Here is a 21,415-nt window from a genome sequence, read left to right on the forward strand (position 1 = left end):
CAACCACATCCGCTTGCGCGAAACCAAGCTGACACATAAATAATATGCCGCATGCCAGCAAGGAATGTTTTTTGGTAAAATTCATGGCCTTCCTAAGTCTAAAACCCGCACGCATTTAGCAATATATCGATAAAATCATTAACCTTTGAAAGAAAATCCTCAACACACAGACACCGAAAAAATATAGCTACTCCGGACACTCACTAGCGTTTGTTTAAGTTTACTCTTAACCCGCTTACGGGCTATAGTCGAAACTCCAGCCACATAAACGGCCCGCCGCGTGCTGGGCCGACCGCGTAAAAGCCCGAACCCATGGGAGGCGATTATGAATATCCATCTAAGCGACCGGCAGCGGTTTTTATTCGCCGGACTGGGCGGCATTATGCCGACCCTGCTGAATTTGATCGTGATCGATCTGGAAACCTTGCTGTTAAACGTTACCGCTCTGTCGCTATTGTCTTACCTGATCCGGGTGTTGGCCCTGTTTGCCATCGGCGGCGTGGTCGGCTGGTTGAATCGTAGCGAATGCGACCCGGTCAAGCTGTTCCAGCTAGGCATTGCCGCGCCGGCCATGATTACCGCCGCCATGAACGGCGGCCGGGTCGCGCTGCCGGACGCACCGGCCGCCGCAAGCCCTCGGGTTTCCTGGCACATAATATCCCCAGCTTATGCACAGACCGACCCGGCCGACAGCACGCTGAAGCGCTTCACGATGCCGGCGGAAACCTCCGCTCAACAAATTTACCGTGGCTTGTTCGGCGCGCTGCCCAAGAATGTCTGGTTCGTGATTGTCGGTTCGCATCTAAGCCGGGAGGACGCCGAAAAACAAGCCAAGCGGCTGCGGGACAATTACCGCAATTTCACCGCCGAAGTCTACGAACCCTACGGCGATAACCCCTATTACGCGGTAGTCATCGGTGCCCAGTTGACACTGGCGGAAGCGAGAAGACTGCAACAACAAGCCATTGCCGCCGGTTTCCCCAAGGACAGCTATTTATGGACTTTTCCGCAGCGCTGAGCCGGTCAATTCCGGTATTTCACCGTGACCGCCTCTAGCGACAGCAGCCTGCGTAAACGAATCAATAACTCGTCGCCGGGCCTAACCCGCCAGTCGTCTCCCAGTTGCAGCGAGGCCCTGGCGCTGTCGGCGGCATATTCTATGGCGACGGGGCAATCGCCGCCGCGAAACGGCAGCAGGATTTGCTTGAGCCGGTCGACAAACGCGGAGGGTTCCGGAAATTGCGCCGCATCCCAGTTCAACACGATGCCGCGGGCGAACATTTCCCTGGCCTCCTCCATGCTGTAGAGTTTTTCCGCCGTCATGCGCAGGCTGTTGCTGAAATCGTCCATGGCCAAGGAACCTTCCGCCACCAACACGCTGTCCTTGCACAGCAAATCCCGGTATTTGTCGAAAATACCGCTGAAGGCGGCGACTTCCAGCCGGCCGGTACGGTCGTCCAGCGTGGCGAAGCCCATCATCTTGCCTTGCTTGGTTTGCCGGGTGCGGATATCCACAACCAAGCCGGCCACCCTGGCTTCCATTTTGCCCTTGATGCGTCCGGCATCGGCTTCCAGACTGCCCAAGGTGCCGTGGGTGAATTGCTTTAATTCCGGCAGGTACTCGGCAATCGGATGACCGGTCAGAAACAAACCCAAGGTTTGCTTTTCGGCTTCCAACTTCTCCTTTTCCGTCCAGGCTTCCACCGCGGTCGCGTAGGCGTCCGCCTCGTTGTCGCTTTCCTCCACCTCGACACCCAGACCGAACAGGTCGTTCTGGCCGGCCAGCGCCATCCTGCCGTGCTGTTCGGCCACTCGCAGAGCGGTGGTCAATTCGGCCAAGTGCGCGGCGCGGTTGGGATCGATGGCATCCAGCGCCCCTGCCCTGATCAACGCCTCCAGCACCCGCCGGTTGACCTTGCGCAAATCGACCCGTTTGCACAGGTCGTAAAGGCCGGCATAGGGCCCGTTGGCGTTGCGCTCCCTGAGCAAGTCCTCGATGGCATTTTCGCCGACGCCCTTGATGGCGCCGATACCGTAGACGATCCACCCCTTATCGTTGACGGTAAAATGGTAGTTGGAAACATTGATGTCCGGCGGGCAAATAACCAGCTTCATTTCCCGGCATTCGTCGATCAACACCACCACCTTGTCGGTGTTGTCCATGTCCGACGACATTACCGCCGCCATGAAGGCGGCCGGATAATGGGCTTTCAACCAGGCGGTCTGATACGCCACCAAGGCGTAGGCGGCCGAATGCGATTTGTTGAAACCGTAGCCGGCGAATTTTTCCATCAAGTCGAACACGTAGGTGGCAATGCCGGCATCTATGCCGTTCGCCACCGAACCCGCCATGAACTTTTCCCTTTCCTTGGCCATTTCCTCCGGTTTTTTCTTACCCATGGCCCGCCGCAGCATGTCGGCGCCGCCCAGCGTGTAATTTGCCAGTTCGCGGGCGATCTGCATCACCTGTTCCTGATACAGGATAACCCCGTTGGTAGGTTTGAGAATGGGTTCCAGCAAGGGATGGGCGTATTCAGCCTTGGCGCCGTGCTTGACGTTGATGTAATCGTCCACCATGCCCGACTCCAGCGGGCCGGGCCTAAACAGCGCCACCAGCGCGATGATGTCGTCGAAGCAGTCGGGTTTGAGTTTTTTGATCAGCGCCTTCATACCGCTGGACTCGAGCTGGAACACCGCCGTGGTCTGGGCGTTTTTCAACAACTCGTAACTGGCCGGGTCGTCGCGCGGAATCTGGCTGATGTCGACTGGCGGCTCACCCCGTTGCGTACGCTGGCGGTTGATGGTCTGCAAGGCCCAGTCGATGATGGTTAGCGTGCGCAGACCCAAAAAGTCGAACTTGACCAAGCCGACCGCTTCGACGTCGTCCTTATCGAACTGGGTCACCAGATTGCCACCGCCCTGCTCGCAATACAGCGGCGCAAAGTCGGTCAGTTTGGTCGGCGAAATCACCACCCCGCCGGCGTGCTTGCCGGCGTTACGGGAAATGCCTTCCAGCGAACGCGCCATGTCGATCAGGGCTTTGACTTCCTCTTCACTGTCGTACAAGGCCTTGAGTTCGGCGCTTTCCTTCAGAGCCTTTTCCAGGGTCATGCCGATCTCGAACGGAATCAGCTTGGCCAGTCTGTCAACGAAGCCGTAGGCATGCCCCATTACCCGGCCGACGTCGCGTATTACCGCCTTGGCGGCCATCGAACCGTAAGTGATGATTTGCGAGACGTGGTCGCGGCCGTAATGGCGAGCCACGTAATCGATCACCTCGTCGCGACGCTCCATGCAAAAGTCGATATCGAAGTCGGGCATGGACACCCGTTCCGGATTCAAAAAGCGCTCGAACAGCAAATCGAATTCGATAGGGTCCAGGTCGGTAATCTTCAGCGCATACGCCACCAGCGAACCGGCTCCGGATCCCCGCCCCGGCCCGACCGGAATATCGTTATTCTTGGCCCATTGGATGAAGTCGGCCACGATCATGAAATAGCCAGGAAAACCCATCTGCACGATCACGTCCAGTTCGATTTCCAAGCGTTCGTCGTAGACCTTGCGGTTTTCCTCGAAACTGCCCTTGCCTACCGGCGCGTGTTGCGCCAGACGTTGTTCCAGGCCTTGGCGGGAGGCATGGCGGAAATGATCGTCCAGCGTCATGCCTGCCGGCACCGGAAAATCCGGCAGATAGTTTTCGCCCAGGGTCAGTTCGACGTTACAGCGCTGGGCGATGACAACCGTGTTTTCCAGGGCTTCCGGAATGTCGGCAAACAACTCCGCCATTTCCTCGGCCGTGCGCAAATATTGTTGGTTGGTGTAATTTTTCGGCCGGCGGCTATCGTCCAACACCCGGCCCTGATGGATGCATACCCGCACTTCGTGGGCATCGAAATCGGCCTTGCCGATAAAGCGCACATCGTTGGTCGCCACCACCGGCAGTTCCAACGCCGTGGCCAAATCGACCGCCAACCGGATATAGCGCTCCTCGTCCGCCTTGCCCACTCGTTGCAGTTCCAGATAAAAGCAGTCGGGAAACAAATCCCGCCAATATTCGGCGCAACGCTTGGCCAGCTGGGCATTTTCCGCCAATAAGGCTTGACCGATATCGCCTTCCATGGCGCCGGACAACACGATCAGCCCCTGACGATTGTGTTCCAGCCAATCCTTTTGCAGCATCGGTATGCCTTGATGCTGGCCTTGTTGGTAGCCTTGGGATATCAACTCGGTCAAGGCCACGTAGCCGGGCTTGTTGCGGGCCAGCAGCGTCAGCCGATGCGGAGCGGCCGGCTCGTCGTCGTTGTAAATCCATACATCGGCGCCGGCGATCGGCTTAATGCCGGCGCCTTGCGCGGCCTTATAGAACTTGACCAACGAAAACAGGTTGCTTTGCTCTGTTATCGCCGCAGCCGGGATGGCGTAATCCGCCAGTTTCTTGACCAGGGGCTTGATTCTGACGATACCGTCGACCAGCGAAAATTCGCTATGTATCCTGAGATGTACAAAACCGGGGGTCATATCGAACCGAGCAATATTTTTCGAACCGGCGCAAAACTGCGTCGGTGCTGGGGCGTAACCCCGTGTTGTTGCAAGGCCGCTAAATGCTGCTGGGTCGGATAGCCTTTATGCACGGCGAAATGATAACCCGGGTAAAGCCTGTCCAGCGTCAGCATTTCTTCATCTCTCGCCACCTTGGCCAGGATGGATGCGGCTGAAATCTCGGCGACCAGCAAATCGCCCTGTACGATGGCTTGCGCAGGACAAGGCAGAATTGGCAGACGGTTGCCGTCGACTTTGGCAAACGTGGGAGCCGGCTCCAGCATGGAAAATGCGCGTTGCATGGCGACCAGAGTGGCTTGAAGGATATTGATGGTGTCGATTTCGCTGACCTCCGCCCGTCCCACAGCCCAGCAAACGGCGGAGGTTTTGATTTTTTCGGCCAAGTCGCGGCGTTTGTTTTCGCTGAGTTTTTTGGAATCCGTCAGGCCCGCAATGGGTTTATCCGGATGCAGAATCACGGCGGCGGCGATGACGGGCCCGACTATGCAGCCGCGACCCACCTCATCAAGACCGGCAATCAGAATGGAATTATCTAAGGATGCCGCGAGTGACATTGCGCAGAAAACTGACCATATTGGAAAGCTCGTTGCTTTCGCCGGCCATGCCTTCCATTTCTTCGATGGCGTCTTCCAGACGCAGATTGTTTTTATACAAAATTTTATAGGCCTGACGGATTTGCCGGATCACTTCGGGCGATTTGCCGTTGCGCTCCATGCCTACCGAATTGATGCCGTGCGGACGGGTCGGCCGGCCGCCCACCATCACAAAGGGTGGAATGTCCTGGGTAATGGCGCTGCCCATGGCGGAAAAGCTGTATTCGCCGATTTGGGTAAACTGGTGCACCAGGGTAAAACCGCCCAGAATGGCATGGTCGCCCACATGCACGTGGCCGGCTATCGAAGCGCCGTTGGCCATGATGACGTGGTCGCCGATCACGCAATCGTGAGCGACGTGGGTGTAAGCCATGAACAGGTTATCGTCGCCGACCTTGGTCAAACCCTGGTCCTGCAATGTTCCGCGGTGCATGGTGCAGAATTCGCGGATCACGTTGCGGTCGCCGACTTCCAGGCGCGTGACTTCATCGGCGTATTTTTTATCCTGCGGGTCTTCGCCGATAGAGGCGAATTGATAAATCTGGTTGTCCTTGCCGATCGAGGTCGGTCCCTTGATGACCACATGCGGGCCGATTTCGGTGCCGGCATCGATTTGCACATCCGGGCCGATGATGGAAAAAGGCCCAACCGTGACGTCTTCGGCCAGTTCGGCTTTTGGGTTGATGACCGCGCGCGAATCGATCATATTAAGCAGCCGATGCGGCGCACATGATTTGCGCGCTGGCGGCCAGTTCGCCTTCGACCTCCGCCCGGCATTCGAACGACCAGATGTTGCGCCGATGTTTCAGATAGCGGATATCCAGCAGCAATTGATCGCCCGGTACCACCTTGCGCTTGAAGCGGGCATTGTCGATACCGGCCAGATAATAAATGGTGCCTTCGGCAATCGATTCGTCGGATTGCGAGGTCAGCAACGCGGTGGCTTGCGCCAGCGCCTCCATGATCAATACACCGGGGAATATCGGCAAGTTCGGAAAATGGCCTTGAAAAAACGGCTCGTTGAACGTGACGTTTTTGACCCCCAACAAGCGCTCCATCGGCACACATTCGATCACTTTATCGACCAAGAGAAACGGGTAACGATGCGGGAGTAAGGCCTGGATTTGTTGGATATCGAGTTTGGAGGTCATTTAGGCTGGCGGGAATTGGAACTATATTTAAGACTATTCGGTTAGCTTGGGTTGGCGCGAGAAGCTAACCCAAGCCATGAAATCGATCCGTATCGGCGGATATTCGCCGAATAATTAGCTTGATTGTAGCGTAGCGTGCCGATTATTGGGACAAGGTTTCCAGTTTTTGCTGCACGCGGGCCGTAACGTCGATTTCGTCGTTGGCGTAAATCACGCCGTCGGTCAACAATAAATCGAAGGATTCTTCCTTGGCCAAGGCTCTAACCGCTTCGACGATGCGCTTTTGCAGATTGCCCAGTTCCTCGTTTCTGCGCATGTTGAAGTCTTCGCTGAATTCCTGTTGCGCGCGCATGGCGTCGCGTTTTTTATCGACGATGTCTTTTTCCAGTCTGCGACGCTCTTCTTCCCCCATGACCGCGGCATCGCGGGTCAAACGGTCTTCCAGGGTTTTGATTTCCTTTTGTTGCGACACCAGGGCGGTATCGCGGGGTTTGAATTCTGTTTCCAACCGGGATTTGGCCTTGGCGGCTTGCGGCGCTTTTTCTAATACTTTTGCAACGTTGACGAAACCGATTTTGAGTTCCGCTTGGCTCGCGCCGGCAACCAACATCAGCATTAAAAATAACGAAATTCTATTTTTCATGAGTACAACCATCTCCGGGTCAGATTTTTTGAGGGATTTTAAAGCAAAATGCTGTGCCAGATTATAAGGCATAAACGGGACGGCCCAAACTAAAATCCTGAGCCGAAGGTAAACTGAAAATTTTGCACATTGTCGGTATCGCTGGCATTGAAGGGCTGGGCGACGCTGACCGCAATGGCGCCGAACGGCGACAACCATTCGCCGGACAAACCGGCCGAATAACGCATATTACTGATCTCGAAGCCCTTGCTGACGGTACCCGCATCCATGAAAGTGCCGATGCGAACCGACTTGACGTCGCTCAGGAAGGGCACGGGGAAAAACAGTTCCGCCTTGCCCAATATTTTACTGGAACCGCCGAACGGCCGCGGAGTCTGGCCGCTTAAGGGTCGAGGCGTATCCCTGGGGCCCAGGGTGTTGTCCCTGAAACCGCGCACCGACTGCGCGCCGCCGCCGAAATAGTTTTCGAAGAAAGGCAAATCGTTGGTGTTGCCATAGCCATCGCCGTAAGCCACTTCACCCAATATCCGAAAGGTAAAGTCGCTGGACAAGGGAAAATAGTGCTGTTGTTTATAACCGATTTTGTAATATTCCAGATCGCTGCCGGGCACCGTGGCCAAGGCGGAAAAGCGTTGCTGACCGCCGCTGGTGGCAAATACGGCCCTATTCATGGTGTCGTGGGTCCAGCCCAGTCCGGTGGACAAGGTCAAAAAGCTGTCGCCGTAGTCCCTGATAAAATCGACGACTTCCTGCGGCGAAAATTGGGTATCGGCAATTTCGGTTTGCTTGAGGTCGACATCAAAACCCAGGTTATCGAATTCGTTGAGCGGAATGCCGAAATTGAAACCGGCGTTGGCCACGTTAGTGTTGTAGCGGGAGATATTGGCCTGATAACCCTTGCGCGCCGAGTAACCCACATCCCAACCCATGCTGACCCCGTCCAGGGTAAAATACGGGTCGCGGTAGCCCAGGTTGTAACGCGTCATGATGCTGCTGTTATTGAAGGCGAAATTGACCCGTTTGCCGGTACCGAAAATATTGTCCTGCGATACGTTGGCATTAAAGATCACGCCCTGCACCTGTGAGTAACCGATACCGGCCTGCAGGTTGCCGGAAGCCTTTTCCTTGATCGAATAATTGACATCGATTTGGTCGGCGGCACCCACCACCGGCGGAGTTTCCACCCCGACTTCCTCGAAATAACCCAGACGGTCCAGCCGGGTTTTGGAGCGTTCGATCTTGCTGCTGGCCGCCCAACTGGATTCCATTTGCCGCATTTCCCGCCGCAGCACTTCATCGCGGGTCTTGGTGTTGCCTTTAAAATTGACCCGCCGCACGTACACCCGCTTGCCGGGATCGACGAAAAACGTCATCACCACGGATTTATTCGACTCGTTGATTTCCGGCACCATGTTGACGTTGGCAAAGGTGTAACCTTCGTCGCCCAGCCGGTCTGAAATGGCCTTGGAGGTTTCGGTGGCGTTTTTGCGGGAAAAAGTTTCGCCCGGCCCGACTTTCACCAATTTGACCAGTTCCTCCGGTTCAACCACCAGTTCGCCGGAAAGTTTGACTTTTTCCAGCGTGTAAACATCGCCTTCCTTGACGTTGATGGTGATATAAATTTCCTTCTTATCGGCGGTAATATCCACCTGGGTGGATTCGATGGAAAAATTGATATAGCCCCGGTCCAGGTAATAGGAGCGCAGTTTCTCCAGATCGGCCGACAGCTTCTGTTTGGAGTATTGATCGTCCTTGGAATAAAAAGACAGGAAATTGGTGGTGCTGAGTTCGAAATCCTTTTTCAGGGCATCGTTGGTAAAAGCCCGGCTGCCGACGATATTGATTTGCTTGATTTTGGCGACCTTGCCTTCGGCAATGTCGATATGGATACCTACCCGGTTGCGGGTCAGTTCGGTGACTTCGGTTTTGATTTTCAGCCCGTATTTGCCATGGCTGAAATACTGCCGCCGCAACTCCTGTTCCACCTTGTCGAGGATTTGCTTGTTATAGACCTTGCCTTCCGCCAAACCGATCTTTTTCAAGGCCTCCGCCAAATCTTCCTTTTTGATGTCTTTGTTGCCCTCGATGACGATCTTGGCTACCGAGGGTCGTTCCACCACATTGACAATCAGGGTGTCGCCTTCCCGTTCCAGGATGATGTCCTTGAAAAATCCGGTGTTGAATAAGGCCCTGATAGCCGAGCCCTGCTTTTCCTCGGAGAAGGTTTCACCGACGGCAACCGGCAAATAGTTAAACACCGTTCCCGCCGAAATCCTTTGCAGTCCCCTGACCTTGATATCCTCAACTACAAAACTGCCGGCATGCGCGGCTTCGCCGGCCAACAGGCCCAGCAAAAGTATTTGAAATAGTGGATTTTTCTTCACTCAATCAACCGGGAAAAATGAACAGCCGAGATTGTAACATGGGCTTTCCGGATTCCAGCCCCCTGAATCCGCAAATGATCGTGAAATTTGCATGAAAATTGCTTTTCTTTTTTAGTTTCAAATGTAAACGGACATTATCAAAAACATCGAAAAAGAAAATCCTCCAAGCCATTGAAAGTAAATATTAATCCCGCCGGCAAAACCTCAGCCGAAGCTATCCTTGAGCAGATTACGATACACGGAGCGCGCATACCCCGCCTCAAGTTCCGCGGAACCCGATATCGCCGGACTGCTCAGTCCGCCCGCTCCCGCTACCGCTACCAGGCTTTGCGCGGCATCCAGCGCGTAGACCCCGGCGACGGATATGCCGTGCTCCGGGGTAATCAGGCTATAACACACATTCAACCAACTTGGCGTCGGCACCTCCACTTCCCGTAACAAGCCAATTACAGCCATGGCGCAGGCCTTGGCTTCCGAATTTGCCGCAAATGCCGATTTGGGCATGGGCGAGAAATGCGCCGCGTCGCCGATCACATGGATAAACTCGTCAAACAGCGACCGGCTGGTCTTAGGCTCTACCGGACACCAGCCGCCGGCATCGGTCAAACCGGCCGCCACGGCCAATGTCGCCGCGGTTTGGGCGGGAATAATATTGATGACGTCGCCGCTGAAGCGATCGCCAAAATCGCTGATGACCGTGCGACCTTGCGCATCCAGTTGGGTAATCGGGTTATCGGCCAGGGAATGCCATTCGATCAGGCCGTCGGCCTCGCCATAGCGGTAATGCCGCCGCCAACCGGCCTCGAACAAGGCCTGTTTGGAAAAGCCGCGCTTGGGATCGAGAATGATGATTTTGCCGCGCGGATTGTGCCTGCTCAGCCAGCAGGCCATCATGCTGGCCCGTTCGTAGGGGCCGGGAGGACAGCGGTAAGGATCGGGCGGCGCCACAATCAAGACCACCCCACCCCGGCGCATGGCATGCAACTGCCTCGCCAACAGAACGGTTTGCGGCCCGGCTTGCCAGGCATGCGGAAACAGTTCCGCCACCTCCGGCGTATAACCGGCTATCGAATCCCAATTAAATGCAATGCCGGGAGACAGGATCAAGCGGTCATAAGCCAGCATCCGGCCGCTGGTCAGGCGCAACTGGCGCCGCTCGCGCTCGATGGACTCGACGCTGTCGGTGACCAGATCGATACCGTAATACTCGGTCAAGGTCCGGTAATCGACACTCAGCCGCAGCAAATCGGTCAAGCCGGCAAACAGCCAGTTACTGCCGGGACAGGTGATGTAGCGGGCCTTGGGCTCCACCAGGGTGATATTCAGCCCGGCATCCAGGCTTCCGAGGGTTTTGGCGGCCGTGGCGCCGCCGAATCCGCCTCCCACCACCACGACCCGCCCGCCGGTTTTTTTGCGCGGCAAGCCGGCGCAAGCAGCCAAGCTGCCCGCGCCGCCGACGGCCAAAGCCTGTAAAAAACGCCTTCTGGACAGCTCGCACATGTTTCAGCGTTGCGCCAGATAATCGGCCACGGCCCGCAACTCTTCATCGCTAAAGCCCTTGGCTATCCGGCTCATCAAGGTCGCCGGCTTTCGAAGATATTTGAAATCAAGCAGGTCTTGCCGTATTTGCGAGGCGGACAAGCCGGCCAAGGCGGGAACGTCAGCGGCCGGAGCAGACGCTTCCCGGTGACAACTCAAGCAATTCAGCGCCAGTAGCGCCGGATCGACTTCCGCATCGGCGCGGAAGCCGCAGCCAAGGCAAAGCAGCGCCAACAATAACCTCGGCATCGGGTTTATCCGGCATGTTTTTGCCGGAATACCTCGTACATCATCACCCCGGCGGCTACCGACACATTCAGGCTCTCCACCTGGCCGACCATCGGAATTTTTACCAGGAAATCGCAATGTTGGCGGGTCAAGTGCCGCATGCCGCAGCCTTCCGCGCCCATCACCATGGCCAGCGGCATGTCCAGCCGCATCTGGTAAAGCGTTTGCTCGGCTTCGCCGGCTGCGCCCATGATCCAGATATTCTGTTCTTTCAGCCAACGCAGCACCCTGGCCAAATTGGTTACCTGATACACCGGCACCGTCTCCGCCGCGCCGCTGGCCACCTTGCAAACCGTGGGGGTAATCCCGGCGGCGTTGTCCTTGGTGACGATGATACCGTGCGCGCCCACGGCATCCGCCGTGCGCAAACAGGCTCCCAAATTATGCGGGTCCTGCACCTGATCCAACACCAGATAAAACGCATTTTCCGTTAAGGCCGCCACGGCCTGTTTCAATTGATCTTCGCCGCGCATGGCCGGCAGTTCCACCGCCACCACGATGCCTTGGTGGTTTTTACCGTCCGCCATGCGCTCGAGCTTTTTGCGTTCGGTTTTCTCCGGTTGGATACCCAAGGCCGAAAGATCGCCCACCAGCTGTTTGAGGCGCGCATCCTGCCGCTGTTGATCCACCCAGGCGCGGGTGATTTTTTGCGGCGAATAGTCCAGCGCCGCCTGCACGGCATGAATGCCGAATAATTGGGTCGAGCTCATGATTTACGGCGTCTTTTGGATCTGCTTTTGGTTTCTTTTTGCGGCTCGCTTTTTTTGCCGCTTTTTTTGCCCGCGGAAGATTTGGCGGTTTTTTTTGCGCTTTTTCCGCTCTGCAACAGTTCGAAATCGATTTTTTTATCGTCCAGGTTGACGCGAACCACCCGAACCTTGACCGCATCGCCCAAGCGGTAGCGCACGCCGCTGCGCTCGCCGTACAACTGGTGCCGGCCGGCATCGAAAGCGAAATAATCGTTTTGCAATGAAGCGATATGTACCAGGCCTTCGACATAAATGGCCTGCAATTCCACGAAGAAACCGAAACCGGTCACGGCACTGATGACACCGTCGAACTCTTCGCCGATCTTGTCCATCATGTATTCGCATTTCAGCCAGCTGACCACATCGCGGGTGGCTTCGTCGGCGCGGCGTTCATTCGCCGAACAATGTTCGCCCAGCACCGCCATATCCGATTCGGAATAATGAAATTCGCCGGGCCTTTTGCCGGCCAGACAATGCCGGATTGCCCTATGCACCAACAAATCGGGATAGCGGCGGATCGGCGAGGTAAAGTGGGCATAGGCCTCCAACGCCAGACCGAAATGGCCCTTGGTATCCGGGCTGTAGACCGCTTGCGACATCGAACGCAACAACAAGGTCTGGATCAGATGAGCATCCACTCTGTCTTTCACGGAGTCCAGCAAATGCATGTAATCCAGCGGCGTTGGCTGAGCGCCTCCGCCCAGATGCAGACCCAATTCGCCCAGAAACGTTTTTAACGCCAACAGTTTTTCAGCGCCCGGGCCGTCGTGGATACGCAGCAAGCGCGGCATTTTCTTGCGGTTTAAAAACTTCGCCGCCGCGGTATTGGCGGTAATCATGAATTCTTCGATCAATTTGTGGGCGTCGTTGCGAACCACCGGCACGATTTGGTCGATTTTCCGTTCGGCGCCAAAGACGATACGGGTTTCCTGGGTATCGAAATCCATGGCGCCGCGCAACTCGCGTTGATGCCGCATGGTTTTATACAAGGCATACAAACTCTGTAAATGCGGCATCAAATCGGCATGTTTCTGCATCAGCTCTTGATCGCCGTCCACCAGCATTTTGGCAACCTGAGTATAGGTGAGACGGGCGTGCGAACGCATCACGGCTTCGTAGAAGCGGGAGCGCAATACCATGCCGTCGTCGTTGACGATCATTTCGCAAACCATGCACAGACGATCGACCTTGGGATTGAGCGAGCATAAACCGTTGGACAAAATCTCCGGCAACATTGGGATGACTTTTTCCGGGAAATACACCGAGGTACCGCGGTTTTTGGCTTCCGCGTCCAGCGCCGTATTGACGCGCACATAGTGGGAAACGTCGGCGATGGCCACCAACAGCTTCCAGCCCTTGGCGGTTTTTTGCGCATAAACCGCGTCGTCGAAATCGCGCGCATCCTCGCCGTCGATAGTCACCAACGGAACATGACGAATGTCTTCCCTGCCCTGTTTGGCTTGTTCCGGCACTTCCGGTGTCAAGGATTTGATCTCCTCCAGCAGCGCTTGCGGCCATTGGTTGGGCAAATCGTAAGAGCGTATCGCCATTTCGATTTCCATGCCCGGCGCCATGTGCAAACCCAATATTTCCGTCACCCGGCCGATGGGCTGGCAATGCGCGGTGGGTTGCTGCAGAATTTCCGCCACCACGATCTGACCGTTCTTGGCCTTGCCGGTATCTTCCTTGGCGATCAGCACCTCATGAGCGATTTTTTTGTTGTCCGGCACCACAATGGCCACCCGGCCCTCGACGAAAAAGCGCCCGACTATCTGATGGGTATTGCGCTCGGTGATTTCTATGACTGCCGCTTCCCGGCGGCCCTTGCGATCGAGACCCGAAACCCGCGCCACCACCCTGTCGTTTGGAAACAGCGGCTTCATTTCCCGAGGCGATAGAAACAGGTCGTCGCTGCCGTCGTCGGGCTTGAGAAAGCCGAAACCGTCCGGATGTCCCAAAACCCGACCGCTGATGGTGTTGTGGCCGTCCCCCAGGCTGTATTTTTGCCTACTGTTGAACACCAACTGCCCATCGCGCTCCATGGCGCGCAGGCGGCGGCGCAGCGCTTCAAGCGCATCCGCGCTTTCCAAACCGAATTGTTGGGCAATTTGCTGGCGCCGCAAGGGCTTTTTCGCCTGCGAAATCAGTTGCAGGATCAACTCGCGGCTGGGGATGGGGTTTTCGTATTTCTCGGCCTCGCGCAGTGCGTGAGGGTCTTCGAGCGTTTTGAAATCAGTTTCCTGATCGTGAATTTCTGTCATTTATTTTTCATCAAACGAAACATGCGCCGAAACCGGCATGAGACTGTCGGTTCGACAGCCGCGAAAATCAGATAAAGTCATAGCCCTTTTTGCCTACCGTTTGCTGGACGGGCTGCTCCATGATACGCCGGCATTCGAACTGCCAATAGCCCAAGCCTATATTTTTACGGCCGTTAAGAATAATCGGAAAATTTTCCTGGCCCATAAACATTTTTAATATGTCGCCGTCTTTTATCATGAAGGATTCCATGATGATATAACTTCTTTCGTCGGTATCGGTCTTTACCCCATACAGCAAGGCTTTTCTCGGCTCCGAATTCGGCCCGGCATCGGGTTCTTGATAGGTCACCGAATAAGACTGCGCGGCGATGATGGTCACTTCGAAAATCAATTTGTTATCTTGCTTGGGCAGCAATATTTTACACACCACGCCCAGGCAGCGTTGATGCGGCAAGGCGTCGGTTTTTCTAAAACTGACCAGACTGCCTATCGACAACTGGCCTTCCCGCTTGAAATGGCAATAAAGCGCCCGATCGGAATCGGTTTCCGCCAGGACTTCCATATCGGCGGCCGGCGGATGGTTCGGGGTTTGCAATTCGTGGGTCACATCCAGGCCTATCGCCAGATACCGGCTCAATCGGTCGGTGAAATAGGCGGTACCTTGCGGCTCCCTGCCTTGCCAGCGCTGCATCAGATACTCGAACAATTCAAGGGATAATTTTTGGTCGTCCGTCTTATGCGCATCCAGGGAACTGAAACGGGCTTCGTCCTTGCTGCAATACTTGTCGGCCTGTTTGGCTATTTTATGCAAGCGACCCAGATTCAAGTACATTTTTGCCGAATCGGAACGCTTGTCCCGCCCCTCGCCGGCCGAGGTAAAACTGGGAGGCAAATCCTCATCCATCAATATCTGGCATTGGGTAGTCTGGTCCGCCAGCGGTTTTTTTTCGATCAGCACCAAATCGCAGATTTTTTCAATGAAATCGTAAACCAGTTGAAACTCTTTCTGCATCAAACCGGAAGGATAAGCCAGACTCAGCAACAATATTTGTTTATAGCTTTCTTCAATGCTGGCCGACTTGCTGAACAGTCCGGCCTGATCGCCGACCTTGGCGGATTCCTTGCCCAATTTGACCGCCAACTTGTACAGCGAATGCAAATCGAACCATATCCAGTCCGGTACCGGATATTTCATGATGTAGTGGGTAATCACTATGCTGCTTAAACCCTTGACGGTGCGCTGTATTGCCAAAGCGGTATTTTTGCCTTGCAGCCAACCGACCTCGCGCCGCGTCAGGTCGCGGGTCACGCTCCAATAGCCGATGGTGAACTGCTTTTCGATCAGCACTACCAGGGAAAAAATTTTTTTTTCGATTTCGCCCTTGGGAAAACCCGACTTGATCAACCTGGAGCGCAGATACTCCTCTATCATCAAAAACTGCGGACGCAATACTTCCAGCGCATTCAGCCGATTGGCCGTGGTCATTTCCAGGCAAATCAGGTCGCTGGTCAGGTCCTGAAACAGGCGGGTAGCCAGCCCCGGGTTAGCAGTGGGCAGTTCCGAAACCCATTGCCGCAAAGCCGGTTCCGCGAATGTCGCCACCAATTGCGGATCATTTTTTCGCTCGGGAATGACCAGAAAAAAAGAGTTTTTCACACGCTGTCCAGTTTATGGATTAGCCACCCGGTATTCAATCGGCTTAGCTCGGGGAACGAATGCGAGATATCGAGAATGCTCAAGCCAAAGGTAATATAAAAACGGATTGATTGAAAAGGCATCGATAGATGCATTCAGGCTTTAATCACCAAAAACGCTTGGTTTAAGGGGCGGCGGTTCGAGATTGGGCTTGGAGGCGCCGGGCTTGCAAGCGGATACATAAATTCCACATTCGAAAATGTCGCTCTCGGCACGCTTATCATCCACGAGTTAGCGGGGCGAAACGGTCAACGCGCCCAAGGTGACGCCGATATCGATACCACGGCCCTTGCCGGTCAGGGCCAGGGAGATTTCCCCCGACGTCAGGACCTGGGCATCCACCGATTTGGTAACGCCCGCGTGTCCCGTCAGCGCGGCATAGTGCCCGTAAATTTCATTCAGATTGCGAACCTCGGAAAACACCCCGGTACCTTCTATTTCCGATTTGCCTATGGTGAAACCAATGCTTTTCGATGACAGGCCGACTTGTGCACGCTGTCCATTGCTGCAACTGATATGCCCCACGCCGTCGTATTGTTTATAAACAAACGACCAACCGCTTAGTTTATACGTCATGGTACAGGAGGTCATGGCGGCGGGAGCGGCCACGGCCGGCAGCGAGATCAAACCCGCCGTTGCGGCGGCGAGTCCCAGGACTAAAATTTGGAAAAATCGGGTTTTCATTGCATCTCCACATATTCCGCTAATTGTTAAAACACGGAATTTCAGTTTCATAGACCGGTGATTATAGTACAAGCGACCGCCAGCGGTCACGACGCCACATTCAATGACAGCAAGGCATGAATACCGCCTTCCGCATCCTGGTTGTTCAATTCGGTCGCCAGAATGTAAATCCGGCTTCTGTCCACGCCCGCCCGTTCAATCAAATATTTGGCAATATGATTGGCCCGCCCCACCGCCAGATCGTTCAATCGCTCCGGCTCCGGCGGCATGATGGCCTCCAATTCCTGTCTGGCCTGAATATAAAAATCGGCATCCGGATTATCTTTTATGCGCGGAGCACCCAACAAACTCCGCTCGAATTTTTGTGGAAAAACCTCGGCATAAAATTTTGCCAATAAGCGTTCATATTCCGCCGCCGACAATTCGATATATTCGGAGCGAATCTTTTCCCCTTTATCGCTCAATTCGCCCGACTTCATTTTTTTCAAAATATCCTTCAAGGCATCGAAGCGCATCACCGGCCAATCCTGAATTTGGTAGGCAACGCCCTTGATCTCCAGCACCAACTCGGGCTTGGCCGCCAAGGCCTGGGCAATCCGATCCAACTTGACGGCCTCGTCAGGGGTCAAATCCCGGCTGCCGGCGGCGAAGCTGATGCTACTGTAATCGTTATCGGCATCGAACAGCGACGCCAAGGCCTTGAACGGCGAGGTAACCGCCTTGGTGATCAAATTGACCAGCACGTCGGCCACCAGTGAACCCACGCTGAATTGGGGATCCTCCAGGCTGCCGGTGATGGGAAAATCCAGGTTGATTTTGCCGTCGCCATCCTTCAACAGGGCCACGCCCAATTCCAACGGCAAGGAAACCGCCTTGGGATTTTCCACCTTTTCGCCCAACACCAATTGATCGATGAAAACTTTGTTTTGCGCCGACAATTGGCCTTTTTTAATGCTGTAGGTCAAGTTGAGCGCCATTTGACCTTTTTCGATTCTATAACCGGCAAATTCCGCCATATAGGGCGTTACCAGGGGCAGGGGCATATGACTGAAATCCAGCGCGATATCCGAATCGCCGCTTTGCAGGCGATAGTTGCCCTTGATCTTGACGGTGGCCAGATCGTGCACTTTTCCCAACAATTTCAATTTGACGTCTTGATCGGTATTGGATGCAAAACCATCCACCTCGCCATTCAAGGCGTTCATTTTGACCACAAACGGCAGAATCAACGAATAATCGGCAAAATCCGATTGCCCGCCGGTCATTTCGATTTTGCCGATTTTAACCACCGGCTCGGGACTTTCGACCCGCTGTGCGGAGGTTTTGCTCGCGGCATCCCGGCCGGGCTTTACCGGAGTTTGCTCAACCAGTATATCGGCGACGTTATTAGTACCGTCTTTTTTGATCATGAAACGGATATAGGGCCGATCGAAGCTTACCTTGCCCAAGGCATAATCCTGCTTGCCGACGTCCAGCAGCATTTGCTGCACATCCAGTTTGGTCCATTTGACAAAATCCTTGTTATTGGCCTTATCCCGGGTAATCAGTTGATCGATATTGGCATTGCCCCGATAAGTCAGTTGCAAAGGTTCCGTGGCGGCCACATGCAATTGACCGCTGGTATCCAGATCGCCATCCACCAATTCGAGCTTGACAAACGGTTCCAGATAACTTTGAAAGGTTTTTAACTTGATATCGCGCAGTTCCAATTGCAAATTGGTCGAAAATGGCGCCAGCACCAGGTCGCCTGCAAGTTTCAGGCTGCCGGTATTGTTGAAACGGCTGCTGACTTGCAAGGGCAAACCGACGCCGTCCTGATTGCGGAAGTCCTTTATGCTTACAGTCAGTTCGCTTAACTGCAATGGGAGCGGCTTGGGCTGGGTAAAATCGGTAAAGTCGATTTGATAATCAACCAGCGACAATTCCCCGAGCCGGATTTGCCAGGGTTCGGCGGTTTTATCTTGCGTGGGAGCCGGGTCGGCGGCGGCTTGGTCGGCGAACAGACTTTGGTAGTTGAGTTGACCGTCCGCTTGCAGCCATGATTTGATCAGCGCATTGCCGCTGCTTACGCCGGCGATATCCAACTGCTGTTTTTGCAAGTCCAGCCTGATGCCGTTGACAGCCAATGAGGCCAAATCTATCAACTTGTCCGATTTACCCGCCTCGACCAAACTGAGTTGCTTGACGTCCAAACCGCCGTTGCTCAATAACAGCTGAGTGCCGGCCTCCGTGACGGAAAAATCGTAATCGGTTTGCAAGGCCAAACGGCCGTCGACGATCTCCAGCGGCAGTCGACCGTTTAAAAACAACCGCCACGCTTTGGTTAACGCCAAGCTTTCCAGCTTGAGCCGACCCTTGGAACCGAAGGCGGTCAAATCCAGGTCGCCCCGCCATGTCAAACCGCCGCCGGAACCCAGCTTGGCAGCCAGGTCGATTGCCGCCCGGCCGCCTTGGTTGCCGAGTTCCGTCACGCTGAGCTTAAGCGAACTCAGACTTTCGCCGGCAGCGGGCCCGACCTGCAAATCCAGCCAACCGATTTGACCTTCTTCCAAAACGAAGCGGCGCACCAAGATCGGTGTAGGCTCCGATTCCGCCGTTGGCGCGGCTTGCTCGTCCGCCGAAGCGGGCGCGGACAGCTTTTCCAATACATCGGAAAAGTTGAAGCGACCATCGGCACGCCGCTGCAGATCAACCACCGGCCTGCTCAATGTCACGGCGGCAATCGTCAAACCGCGCTGCCTGATGGACTCAAGCAGATCGATATCGACGGCCAGTTGCTCGAAGCCGAGCAACTGGCCGCCTTGCGGCAAGCCGGCGCTGAAACCGCTTAATTCCGCATTCAACTCGAAGGGATTGAAATGCACGGCTTGCAATTTGACGCTTAGCCCGGTTTTTTCAGCCAACAAGGCCGGCAATTTTTCCTCGGCCAATTTCGGCAAAACATAAAAACCGGCCCCGGCATAGGCGGCAAGCAATAGCGCAATGAAAGCGCAGAATATCAGTGCTTTCTTTAGCATTGAAACACCCGCTCTAATGCAGTCGCTTTAAAAACTCGGCTTCGATTCGGCAGCCCCCCAGGTCGGGATAATCGGCGATAGTCTGCTCGAAATCCCGATAAGAGGAATGTTGGAAGGCCAATCGGGTGATTTTGCCTTGCACCGTTTCAAACTCCAGCGCGCCGCCTTGCTCGCGAGGACTGCCCGGCTTGCCGACAAACAAGGTAATCCCGATGTTCGCCAAGGGCTGGCCCTGATTCAGGGCCGGCCGGACGCAGCTGAAACTGTCGACATTCAATCCGGCAATGACCGTTGCGAATTGGGCGGCGCTGATGACCAAGCCTTCGTCGGGAATCGCGGGGAGCTGCAACAAGGTTTCCAGGCCGAAATTCCCCAGATGATTTTGCAGCAATACGCTGCCATTGCCGCCGTTTTCCGCTGTCAGCAGCGGATACAATTGCCGGGCGACTTCGTCCTTGTCCGGATGACTCAGGGCCGTCAGCAATTGCCGGCCCACGGATTGCACGGAACTGATCACGCCTTCCTTTTTCTGCCGGTTGCTGCTCAAATCGTCCCAGTCCGCGGCCGTATTGACCGGCAGCCGCATGCTTTGCATGGCAACGTAATCGTCATCGGCCAGGCAGCCTGCAAAATCCTTGCCGCGATATTGTTCCAATACCCGCGGCCGAATGGCGTCGGCCATGGCTTTTTGCGGGGTGATGTTAAAGTTTTTCCAATCGGCCGATTTGGCAAGAAAATAATACAGCACGGCGTTGCGATCATATTTATTGAAGCCCAGGCCCTTCAACACCAGTTTCAAGCGACGACATTGATTCTCCACTTCATCGTATTGCCGCCAATCCGGGTTCAAATTGGGTTTTTCCGCCTGATCGACTTGGTCTATCAACTGCCGCAAGGGTATTTCGCCCGCCGCTGTTTGAATGGGCAGGCGCAATAGCTCATCCAACGATAAATCATGCGCATCGGGCACCCCGTCGACGACGGATTTGAGTAACAAAGAAGGCGACAACTCCGGATAAACCCGCATTTCACCCAACAATCTGGTTTCGTCGGCCCAGGCCTTCATACCGCCGTCCACCACTTCGTAGACCGCCAAACGGCTTTGATTCAAGTGGCCGCCCCGCGCGCCCAACGCGACGCTAGCCGGAAGATTGTGGGTTTCCGAACTGTATTTGGCGGAAGCGGGCGGCTTGGCGACTGCCGGACGGGCCGCGCTGGCTTCAACCCAGCTGCCAGCCAACTTGCCCATCACGGCAATCCCGGTACCCACGCCGGTCAAGGCCATCAAGCCGCTGGCGGCGTTGATGTCGCCCACCAATTGGGAAAGATTGGCTTCGCGGCTGTTGCTGGTTAAAAAACTGTATTCGACCTGCGTGTCCTTGGCCGAATCCAGTCTTAGCCAGGGCGTTAAATTTACTTTTTTGGTTTCCAGCTTGAAATTGCATTTCCCGGTGGTCGCCTGATACAAAAAACCGCTGGTTTCGCGCTTGAGTTTCAGCGCTTCGTTGGAAATGTTAAACAACAGCGCGGCGGACAAGTCCCCCGATTCGTAGGAAGCACCGATGTCGCTACAGCCGCCTTTCAGGGCATTGTCGCCCTTGAACTCAAACTCGGAGACGATTTGCACATAATAATCGTCGGGCGTTACGGCCGTTTGTCCCTTGATCGGGGTTAAGGGCGAGGTTTCGGTTTTTGGATAATCGACGGCAATTTGCCGACTGGTGGCGCAGGCGGACAGCAAGCCGCCGGAAAGCAGAGCGACATGAATCAATAATGCGGGGCGTATCGACATTGAGTATCCTGTTTTAGTGACGCAAGCCCCGCGCCCATCAAATGCAATACTAGCCGCG

Annotated in this window: 15 protein-coding genes; 1 reads left to right on the forward strand and 14 read right to left on the reverse strand. The window is 55.0% G+C overall.

Annotation, left to right across the window (positions count from 1 at the left end):
- Window positions 1-325 precede the first annotated feature (325 nt).
- On the forward strand, window positions 326-1,018 hold the full coding sequence (locus NP590_RS02340) for an SPOR domain-containing protein (RefSeq protein WP_256600571.1): 693 nt from the start codon (window positions 326-328) through the stop codon (window positions 1,016-1,018).
- 5 nt (window positions 1,019-1,023) lie between these two features.
- Here NP590_RS02340 and dnaE read toward each other — a convergent pair whose 3' ends face one another.
- The 14 genes from dnaE to NP590_RS02410 all read right to left on the reverse strand — a co-directional run bounded on the left by dnaE (window position 1,024) and on the right by NP590_RS02410 (window position 21,357).
- Window positions 1,024-4,518: a DNA polymerase III subunit alpha gene (dnaE, locus tag NP590_RS02345; RefSeq protein ID WP_256600572.1), complete on the reverse strand. Its 3,495-nt coding sequence runs from the start codon at window positions 4,516-4,518 to the stop codon at window positions 1,024-1,026.
- Entirely contained in the window at window positions 4,515-5,114 is a 600-nt protein-coding gene (rnhB, locus tag NP590_RS02350) for a ribonuclease HII (RefSeq protein WP_256600573.1), read from the reverse strand. Before rnhB ends, dnaE begins: the two co-directional genes overlap by 4 nt.
- Window positions 5,089-5,859 (reverse strand): acyl-ACP--UDP-N-acetylglucosamine O-acyltransferase, encoded by a 771-nt coding sequence (lpxA, locus tag NP590_RS02355; RefSeq protein WP_256600574.1) that lies wholly within the window; start codon window positions 5,857-5,859, stop codon window positions 5,089-5,091. The genes rnhB and lpxA overlap by 26 nt, the downstream gene beginning before the upstream one ends.
- 1 nt (window position 5,860) lies before the next feature.
- Window positions 5,861-6,304, reverse strand: a complete 444-nt coding sequence (gene fabZ / locus NP590_RS02360; RefSeq protein ID WP_256600575.1) for a 3-hydroxyacyl-ACP dehydratase FabZ — start codon at window positions 6,302-6,304, stop codon at window positions 5,861-5,863.
- Between the two features lie 142 nt (window positions 6,305-6,446).
- A complete protein-coding gene (locus NP590_RS02365; protein ID WP_256600576.1) occupies window positions 6,447-6,947 on the reverse strand; it encodes an OmpH/Skp family outer membrane protein in 501 nt (166 codons plus the stop codon).
- An 89-nt stretch (window positions 6,948-7,036) separates the two neighbouring features.
- Window positions 7,037-9,331 carry an outer membrane protein assembly factor BamA gene (gene bamA, locus NP590_RS02370; protein WP_256600577.1) on the reverse strand — a complete coding sequence of 765 codons (2,295 nt, stop codon included), beginning with the start codon at window positions 9,329-9,331 and terminating at the stop codon, window positions 7,037-7,039.
- Window positions 9,332-9,535: 204 nt separating this feature from the next.
- Complete coding sequence (locus NP590_RS02375) at window positions 9,536-10,831, reverse strand: NAD(P)/FAD-dependent oxidoreductase (protein ID WP_256600578.1); 1,296 nt, start codon at window positions 10,829-10,831, stop codon at window positions 9,536-9,538.
- Between the two features lie 3 nt (window positions 10,832-10,834).
- Window positions 10,835-11,119, reverse strand: coding sequence for a c-type cytochrome (locus tag NP590_RS02380; RefSeq protein ID WP_256600579.1), 285 nt, complete (start codon window positions 11,117-11,119; stop codon window positions 10,835-10,837).
- Between the two features lie 5 nt (window positions 11,120-11,124).
- Window positions 11,125-11,868: a 23S rRNA (guanosine(2251)-2'-O)-methyltransferase RlmB gene (gene rlmB, locus NP590_RS02385; RefSeq protein ID WP_256600580.1), complete on the reverse strand. Its 744-nt coding sequence runs from the start codon at window positions 11,866-11,868 to the stop codon at window positions 11,125-11,127.
- A complete protein-coding gene (gene rnr, locus NP590_RS02390) occupies window positions 11,865-14,168 on the reverse strand; it encodes a ribonuclease R (RefSeq protein ID WP_256600581.1) in 2,304 nt (767 codons plus the stop codon). Before rnr ends, rlmB begins: the two co-directional genes overlap by 4 nt.
- 67 nt (window positions 14,169-14,235) lie before the next feature.
- Window positions 14,236-15,825 (reverse strand): cyclic-di-GMP receptor FimW-related protein, encoded by a 1,590-nt coding sequence (locus tag NP590_RS02395; RefSeq protein ID WP_256600582.1) that lies wholly within the window; start codon window positions 15,823-15,825, stop codon window positions 14,236-14,238.
- A 270-nt stretch (window positions 15,826-16,095) separates the two neighbouring features.
- Complete coding sequence (locus NP590_RS02400) at window positions 16,096-16,548, reverse strand: hypothetical protein (protein WP_256600583.1); 453 nt, start codon at window positions 16,546-16,548, stop codon at window positions 16,096-16,098.
- 86 nt (window positions 16,549-16,634) lie between these two features.
- Complete coding sequence (locus NP590_RS02405; protein ID WP_256600584.1) at window positions 16,635-19,565, reverse strand: DUF748 domain-containing protein; 2,931 nt, start codon at window positions 19,563-19,565, stop codon at window positions 16,635-16,637.
- A gap of 13 nt (window positions 19,566-19,578) precedes the next feature.
- Window positions 19,579-21,357, reverse strand: coding sequence for a hypothetical protein (locus NP590_RS02410; RefSeq protein WP_256600585.1), 1,779 nt, complete (start codon window positions 21,355-21,357; stop codon window positions 19,579-19,581).
- Between the last annotated feature and the right edge of the window lie 58 nt (window positions 21,358-21,415).

The organism is Methylomonas subterranea (assembly GCF_024505185.1).
Taxonomy (GTDB): Bacteria; Pseudomonadota; Gammaproteobacteria; order Methylococcales; family Methylomonadaceae; genus Methylomonas; species Methylomonas subterranea.